Annotated in this window: 1 protein-coding gene; it reads left to right on the top strand. The window is 60.9% G+C overall.

Annotated elements, in window-relative coordinates:
* Positions 1-78 precede the first annotated feature (78 nt).
* The coding region (locus G3I17_RS39420) for a VOC family protein (protein WP_203591367.1) at positions 79-417 on the top strand (339 nt) is incomplete at its 3' end.

Below are 417 nucleotides of genomic sequence, written 5' to 3'. Positions count from 1 at the left end.
AATCGGCGCACTGCCGTATCATGGCCAGCCTGTCTGTTTTGCCGGCGCCCTGCGCCCGGCCCCGTCTCAGGAGTTCCCATGAGCCTGCACGATCTGCAAACCCTGCCTGGCGTCACCGCACAGCCGGACACCGCCACCGCCCAGTTCGTCTTCAACCACACCATGCTGCGGGTCAAGGAAATCGAGAAGTCCCTGGACTTCTACACCCGCGTACTGGGCTTCCGCCTGTTGGACAATCGCGACTTCCCCGAAGCTGCCTTCAGCCTGTACTTCCTGGCCCTGGTCGATCCGGCGCAGATCCCTGACGATGACGGCGAAGGCCACCAGTGGATGAAATCGATCCCCTGTGTGCTGGAGCTGACCCACAAACACGTCACCGAATACTATGCCGAGTTTCCCTACCATCATGGTACCACT

It is taken from the genome of Streptomyces sp. SID13031 (genome assembly GCF_010548305.1).
Classification (GTDB): domain Bacteria; phylum Actinomycetota; class Actinomycetes; order Propionibacteriales; family Kribbellaceae; genus Kribbella.
The sequence above is the reverse complement of the archived record's forward strand: the minus strand, read 5'-3'. Positions and strand labels throughout refer to the sequence as shown.